The 5730-nt window shown below is 70.0% G+C and carries 8 protein-coding genes and 1 pseudogene; 5 read left to right on the forward strand and 4 right to left on the reverse strand.

Translation table 11 applies throughout. From position 1 onward, the window contains the following. Positions 1-913: pseudogene (locus VGX25_RS00280) on the reverse strand (hypothetical protein); the annotation flags it as partial. A 58-nt stretch (positions 914-971) separates the two neighbouring features. Between VGX25_RS00280 and VGX25_RS00285 the strand changes: the two are divergent. From VGX25_RS00285 to VGX25_RS00295, 3 genes are read left to right on the forward strand one after another with little or no spacing between them, the layout of a single operon-like run. Continuing rightward, entirely contained in the window at positions 972-1937 is a 966-nt protein-coding gene (locus VGX25_RS00285) for a DMT family transporter (protein ID WP_326915438.1), read from the forward strand. Beyond that, positions 1934-2788: a bifunctional methylenetetrahydrofolate dehydrogenase/methenyltetrahydrofolate cyclohydrolase gene (locus VGX25_RS00290; RefSeq protein ID WP_326915439.1), complete on the forward strand. Its 855-nt coding sequence runs from the start codon at positions 1934-1936 to the stop codon at positions 2786-2788. Before VGX25_RS00285 ends, VGX25_RS00290 begins: the two co-directional genes overlap by 4 nt. Then, on the forward strand, positions 2785-3051 hold the full coding sequence (locus tag VGX25_RS00295) for a DUF3017 domain-containing protein (RefSeq protein ID WP_326915440.1): 267 nt from the start codon (positions 2785-2787) through the stop codon (positions 3049-3051). Before VGX25_RS00290 ends, VGX25_RS00295 begins: the two co-directional genes overlap by 4 nt. Positions 3052-3079: 28 nt before the next feature. On the opposite strand, the gene VGX25_RS35580 is transcribed toward VGX25_RS00295, so the two are convergent. The 3 genes from VGX25_RS35580 to VGX25_RS35585 form a co-directional block, all read right to left on the reverse strand. Beyond that, entirely contained in the window at positions 3080-3178 is a 99-nt protein-coding gene (locus VGX25_RS35580) for a DUF397 domain-containing protein (RefSeq protein WP_326915441.1), read from the reverse strand. After that, positions 3153-3605, reverse strand: a complete 453-nt coding sequence (locus VGX25_RS00305; protein WP_414635693.1) for a DUF5753 domain-containing protein — start codon at positions 3603-3605, stop codon at positions 3153-3155. Before VGX25_RS00305 ends, VGX25_RS35580 begins: the two co-directional genes overlap by 26 nt. A gap of 186 nt (positions 3606-3791) precedes the next feature. Then, complete coding sequence (locus VGX25_RS35585) at positions 3792-3971, reverse strand: helix-turn-helix domain-containing protein (protein ID WP_414635694.1); 180 nt, start codon at positions 3969-3971, stop codon at positions 3792-3794. A gap of 130 nt (positions 3972-4101) precedes the next feature. On the opposite strand from VGX25_RS35585, the gene VGX25_RS00310 reads away from it, so the two are divergent. Together VGX25_RS00310 and VGX25_RS00315 are read left to right on the forward strand one after the other, a co-directional pair. Beyond that, the gene (locus VGX25_RS00310; RefSeq protein ID WP_326915443.1) at positions 4102-5085 is read left to right on the forward strand and encodes a malate dehydrogenase; all 984 of its coding nucleotides are present in this window, start codon (positions 4102-4104) and stop codon (positions 5083-5085) included. A 141-nt stretch (positions 5086-5226) separates the two neighbouring features. Then, positions 5227-5628 (forward strand): SsgA family sporulation/cell division regulator, encoded by a 402-nt coding sequence (locus tag VGX25_RS00315; protein ID WP_326915444.1) that lies wholly within the window; start codon positions 5227-5229, stop codon positions 5626-5628. The last annotated feature ends 102 nt before the right edge of the window (positions 5629-5730 follow it).

Genomic DNA, 5730 nt, shown 5'->3' on the forward strand with positions numbered 1-5730 from the left:
GCGGCGGACCGTCCGCCGGGCGCCGGACCGGTGGCACGGCCGGCATCGGTGGGCGTGGCGCCGGCGCGGTGCGACCCAGGAACGCCGCCGCCGCCGCGAGCGTAGCCTCGTTCACCTCGGGCACCTGGAAGCCCCGCCGGCGAATGTGATCGACCAGGTCGGGCTCGGGCGCGACGCCGTAACTGTGCAGGTAGTAGTTGACCGCCGCCGGCCAGATCCAGGTGCCGTCGGTGTGGAACGCCACCGGCACCACCTGCCGCGCCTCGGGGTCCAGCCGGTCGACGTCGAGCGCGCGGCTCTGCATCGCCACCGGCGCGGAGTTCAGGTAGTCGAGCAGCTCGGCCCGCTCTCCCTCGGCGATCGGGCGGCGGTTGACGATCGGCCGCCCGTTGCCGCCGGCCCCGTCGAAGATCCGCGCCACCCGGAACCGGGGCGCCGTCGGATCCGGGACCGGGACCGGGGCCTGCGCCGGGGGAAGCGGCGGAGCGCTTGCCCGCCGCAGCAACCACTCGGGGACGTTGTCGTCGGTGCGCGGGAACGTGGCCAGGTCGTCGGCGAAGGCCTGCGGTGGCGGCGGGTGGCGCCACTCCGGCTCGTCGCGGTCGTAGTCGAGGTTGTAGCTCGACGGGTGGTCGAGCCGGTAGCGGGCGTTGAACCAGGTGCCCCGGCCCTCGCGGTACATCCCGGCCCGCAGCCGGCCGAACAGCGCCGTGATCTCCGCGGGCACCTGCCACTCGGCGATCCGCTCGTCGGCGTAGACGATCTCCCCGTCGGCCTCGAAGTATCTGCCGACCGCGCGATAGTTGATGGTGATCTGGTCCCAGTCGTCCGGGGCGGCCCGCAACATGGCCAGCCCGATCTGCTTGACCAGGGCATCCTGCTCGGTCGGGTCGAGCTGCGTCGGTTGCACCATCCGATCCCTCCGGGGGCGGTCCAGGGTCACTCTAGCTGCGCGGCGAGGATGGATACCTATGAAGGCCGAGATCGCCACCGCCCAGCACACGGCCGCGCAGCGGGTGGCCGGCGCGGTGCTGTCGGCTCTCGGCGGGGTGTGCCTTGCGGTGCAGGGCCGGATCAACGGCCAGCTCGGGCTCCTGATGCACGATGGTTTGATCGCCGCGCTCATCTCGTTCGTGATCGGGTCGGCGCTGCTCGTCGCCGGGGTCGCGGCGGCGCCTGCGGCCCGCAGCGGCGTCGTCCAGCTGGTCAGCGGGCTGCGGACCGGCCGGCTGCGCTGGTGGCAGCTCCTCGGCGGCGTCTGCGGGGCGTTCGTGGTCGCCTGCCAGGGCATCACCATCGCGGCGATCGGGGTCGCGGTGTTCACCGTGGCCGTCGTCGCCGGCATGGTACTCAGCAGCCTGGTCGTCGACCGCGCGGGCATCGGGCCGGCCGGCCCGCAGCCGATCACGCCGACGCGCGCGGCCGGCGGGGCGCTCGCGATCATCGCGGTCGCGGTGGCCGTTTCACCCAAACTAGGTAACCCGTCCGGCCTGTGGCTGGCCGTGCTGCCCGCCTTCGCCGGGCTCTGGCTGGCCTGGCAGGCCGCGATGAACGGCCTGGTCCGCCGGGAGACGCACAACGTCGTGGTGCCCACGCTGGTCAACTTCGGCTCCGGCACGGTCGTGCTGGCGCTGGCCGTGGTGGTCGACGTCGCCGTGCGCGGCTGGCCGCAGACCCCGCCCGGCCACTGGTGGCTCTACCTCGGCGGCCCGCTGGGCATCGGCGCGGTGATGACCGCGGTGGCGGCGGTGCGCTGGATCGGTGTCCTGCTGCTGGGCCTGTCGTCGGTCGCCGGCCAACTCGTCGGCGCGGTCGGCCTCGACCTCGTCGTGCCCGCGGCCGGCGGCGGCCTGACCGTCGCGGGCGTCGCCGGCGCCATGATCACGATGGTGGCGGTCGGTGTCGCCGCGCTGCGCCTGGAAAGATGGCGCACGTGACCGCGACGATCCTGGACGGCAAGGCCACCCGCGAGGCCATCTTCGACGACCTGCGCGAGCGGGTGGCGGCGCTCGCCGAACGGGGGGTCGTGCCGGGGCTGGGCACCGTGCTGGTCGGCGACGACCCCGGATCACACGCCTACGTGCGCGGCAAGCACAACGCCTGCGCCAAGGTCGGGATCAACTCCATCCGCCGCGACCTGCCGGCCCACGCCACTCAGGCGGAGGTCGAGGCCGTGATCGACGAGCTCAACGCCGACCCGGCCTGCACCGGCTATCTCGTCCAGCTCCCGATCCCCGGCCACCTCGACTCCGGCGCCATCCTCGAGCGGATCGACCCCGCCAAGGACGCCGACGGCCTGCACCCTGTGAACCTCGGCCGCCTGGTCCTCGGCGAGACCGGTCCGCTGCCCTGCACGCCGCTGGGAATCGTCGCCCTGCTGCGCCGCTACGACGTTCCCATTGCCGGCGCCAACGTGACGATCGTCGGCCGCGGTGTCACCGTCGGCCGGCCGCTGGGCCTGCTGCTGACCAGGCGTAGCGAGAACGCCACGGTCACGTTGTGCCACACCGGCACCAAGGACCTCGGCGCGGAGGTCCGCCGGGCCGACATCGTCGTGGCCGCCGCCGGCACCGCCGGGTTGATCACCGCCGAGATGATCAAGCCGGGCGCCGCCGTGCTGGACGTCGGCATCACCCGCACCGAGCACGGCCTGGTCGGCGACGTCCACCCGGGCGTCCGCGAGGTCGCCGGCTTCCTGGCCCCCATGCCCGGCGGGGTCGGCCCGATGACGGTGGCCATGCTCCTGACCAACACCGTCGCCGCCGCCGAACGGAGCCTGCCCAGGTGAGGAAGCACCTGCCCCTGATCCTCGTGCTCACCGTCGCGGTGATCGGGATCGTGCGCATCGTGCAGTACTACTGGCGCCAGGGGACTGTGCTCATTGCCGTCGCCCTCATCCTCGCCGCCATGCTCCGCGCCATGCTCCCGAATGACCGCATCGGCATGGTCGCCATCCGCGGCCGCGGAATCGATGTGCTCCTCTACGGCGGCCTAGGCTTCGCGATGCTCGCGGTAGCACTGACCATCCAAGGCGGCCCGCTGAATCAATAGCATTGGCCCGTCCGGATTCTTCGAGTCCCTAGAATGCGATCGCACCCGGAAGCCACGCGACCTCAACGCAGTTCGGCTCTTCCGTTCCGCTGAAGCTGCTCTTACGCCAGGCGAGATTCGAGGTCACGCTCCAACGCTACCGACCGGTCCGGTGCGAGCGCCACGCTGAGCAGCTCGACCAGCACGTGGTTGTAGGCCATGAGGGTCTGGTCGTCTTCGAGGTACACGCACGAGGTGCGGTTTCCGACCATGATCACACCGGGGCGATCGCGGAAGTGCAGCCGGTAGAACGGTCCATCGAGACCCGGATGGTTGCCCACTGATGCGGGGATGACCCGAAGTTTGATGTTGGGACGTTGCGCGGCCTCGATCGGATAGGTGAGCTGCTCGCGCATGGTTTCCTTGTCCCCCCACGACATTATGGAGCGCGCCCTCGGCGATGATCGCCAGGAACTCCGGAGCATGCGGCTTCGCAATACTGCTTGGCGATGAACTCGGGCGGCGACCCGTTCGCCTATCTCCTCCTCGTCATCAATCATGCCCACATTGCGCATCAGAGCCTGAATATAGGGAACTGTCTGCACAGCCCTGGCATCACAGAGCACTCAAAGTTGATCAATATCGTGGCTCGCGACTCCAGCGCCTTCAACGTCGCGACGCGCGCACGGTATGGGCAGTTCCGTCGCCACAGGCCCGACTCACGCGGCTCGCGGGTGAGCTCCAGAAGATCCTTCCGATCGTCACCGGTCACTCCGTAGATGGCGAGCAGGCCGGCAACGTCCTCGCGCCGCTCCGTTCTCGATCCGGCTCATCGTTGCCTTGCTGACCCCGATCCGGTCTCCGGCTTGGTCGAGCGTCAAGCCGCGACCTGCCGGTAGCGGCGCAGCTCCTCGCCGATGAGTTTCACGCGGACCGTGTATGCGGCGGACGTCAGCATGTCATCGAGGATGCCCCGCTGAGCAGGAAAACCAGTGTTTCGGCACTCGTTCGGGGAAGTGCACCCGAAGGCATCACGGGTTGTGGGAGTCGCAACTTGATAGCCTGCCCGGCGTGTCCCCCGTGAACGTCACCGTCACCGGCGCTGCCGGTCAGATCGGCTACGCACTCCTGTTCCGCATCGCCTCCGGCCAGCTCCTCGGACCGGACACCCCGGTCCGCCTGTCCCTGCTGGAGATCCCTCAGGCCATCCGCGCCACCGAGGGCACCGCCATGGAACTGGACGACTGCGCCTTCCCCCTGCTCGCCGGCATCGACATCACAGACGACGTCAAGCGCGCCTTCGACGGGGTCAACGTCGCCCTGCTCGTCGGCGCCCGCCCGCGCACCAAGGGCATGGAGCGCGGCGACCTGCTGGAGGCCAACGGCGGCATCTTCAAACCCCAGGGCGAGGCCATCAACACCGGTGCCGCCGATGACGTCCGGGTCCTCGTGGTCGGCAACCCCGCCAACACCAACGCCCTGATCGCCCAGGCGCACGCCCCCGACGTCCCCGCCGAGCGGTTCACGGCCATGACCCGCCTCGATCACAACCGCGCCCTGTCCCAGCTCGCCAAGAAGGTCGGCGCCCCCGTCACCGAGATCCGCAAGCTCGCCATCTGGGGCAACCACTCCGCCACCCAGTACCCCTCGCTGGCCCACGCCACCGTCGCCGGCACCCCCGCCCTCGAGGCGGTCGCCGACGACGCCTGGGTCAAGGACACCTTCATTCCCACCGTCGCCAAGCGCGGCGCCGCCATCATCGAGGCCCGCGGCGCCTCCTCGGCCGCCTCCGCCGCCAACGCCGCGATCGATCATGTGTTCGATTGGGTCCACGGCACCCCGGAGGACGACTGGACCTCGGTCGGCCTGCGCTCCGACGGCTCCTACGGTGTTCCCGAGGGCCTGATCTCGTCCTTCCCCGCCGTCTCCCGCAACGGCCGGTGGGAGATCGTCCAGGACCTGGAGATCGACGAGTTCTCCCGCTCCCGCATCGACGCCTCGGTCCGCGAGCTCGAGGAAGAACGCCAGGCCGTGCGCTCCCTCGGCCTCATCTGAGTAGCCCCGGTCACACCGGATCGCGTGAACCTCGCACCCCTCACATCACGATCTCGCCCCCAAACACTCTTCACCACGAAACGTCCAGACGCCCGAACCCGAAAACCCGGGCAGACCCTCGTGGACAGGAAGGGTGCGGAGATGACCGCCGACAGCGTGTACACAATCGAGCTCGTTGCGCTCGCCGACGATCTTCCAGTGCGCTCGCGCTGGTCCTACGACCCCACCGAACCCTTCACCATCGCGGTGTCCTTCCAAACCGAAGACGACGTCTGGGTCCAATGGGTCTTCGCCCGCGACCTCCTCGTCAACGGCCTGGTCGGCTCGGCCGGCATCGGCGACGTCCGCCTCCGCCCCCGCCGCACCACCTCCCGCACCGCCCTTCAGCTCGAGATCTCCTCCCCCGAAGGCCACGCCCTCCTCGAGCTCGACCGCGAGTCCGTCCAACGCTTCCTCGAAGCCACCACCACCCTCGTCCCCCTCGGCGAAGAATCGGATCACTTCGACATCGACGGCCTCATCGACGAGATCACCAACGTCTAACCCACCCCACCCTCACCCCCCAAACGAAGGCCACCTTCGCCCCCATCACGAAGGTGGCCTTCCCCTTTCCACCCACCCCACACCCCCGCTCCCCAACCCAAC

Source organism: Actinophytocola sp., assembly GCF_035942955.1.
Classification (GTDB): Bacteria; Actinomycetota; Actinomycetes; order Mycobacteriales; family Pseudonocardiaceae; genus DASYTH01.

Coding starts and splice junctions, on each gene's coding strand:
- VGX25_RS00315 (WP_326915444.1), top strand. CDS start 5,227: ATGACCGCCGACAGCGTGTACACAATCGAGCTCGTTGCGCTCGCCGAC.
- VGX25_RS00305 (WP_414635693.1), bottom strand. CDS start 3,605: ATGCGCAATGTGGGCATGATTGATGACGAGGAGGAGATAGGCGAACGG.
- VGX25_RS00285 (WP_326915438.1), top strand. CDS start 972: ATGAAGGCCGAGATCGCCACCGCCCAGCACACGGCCGCGCAGCGGGTG.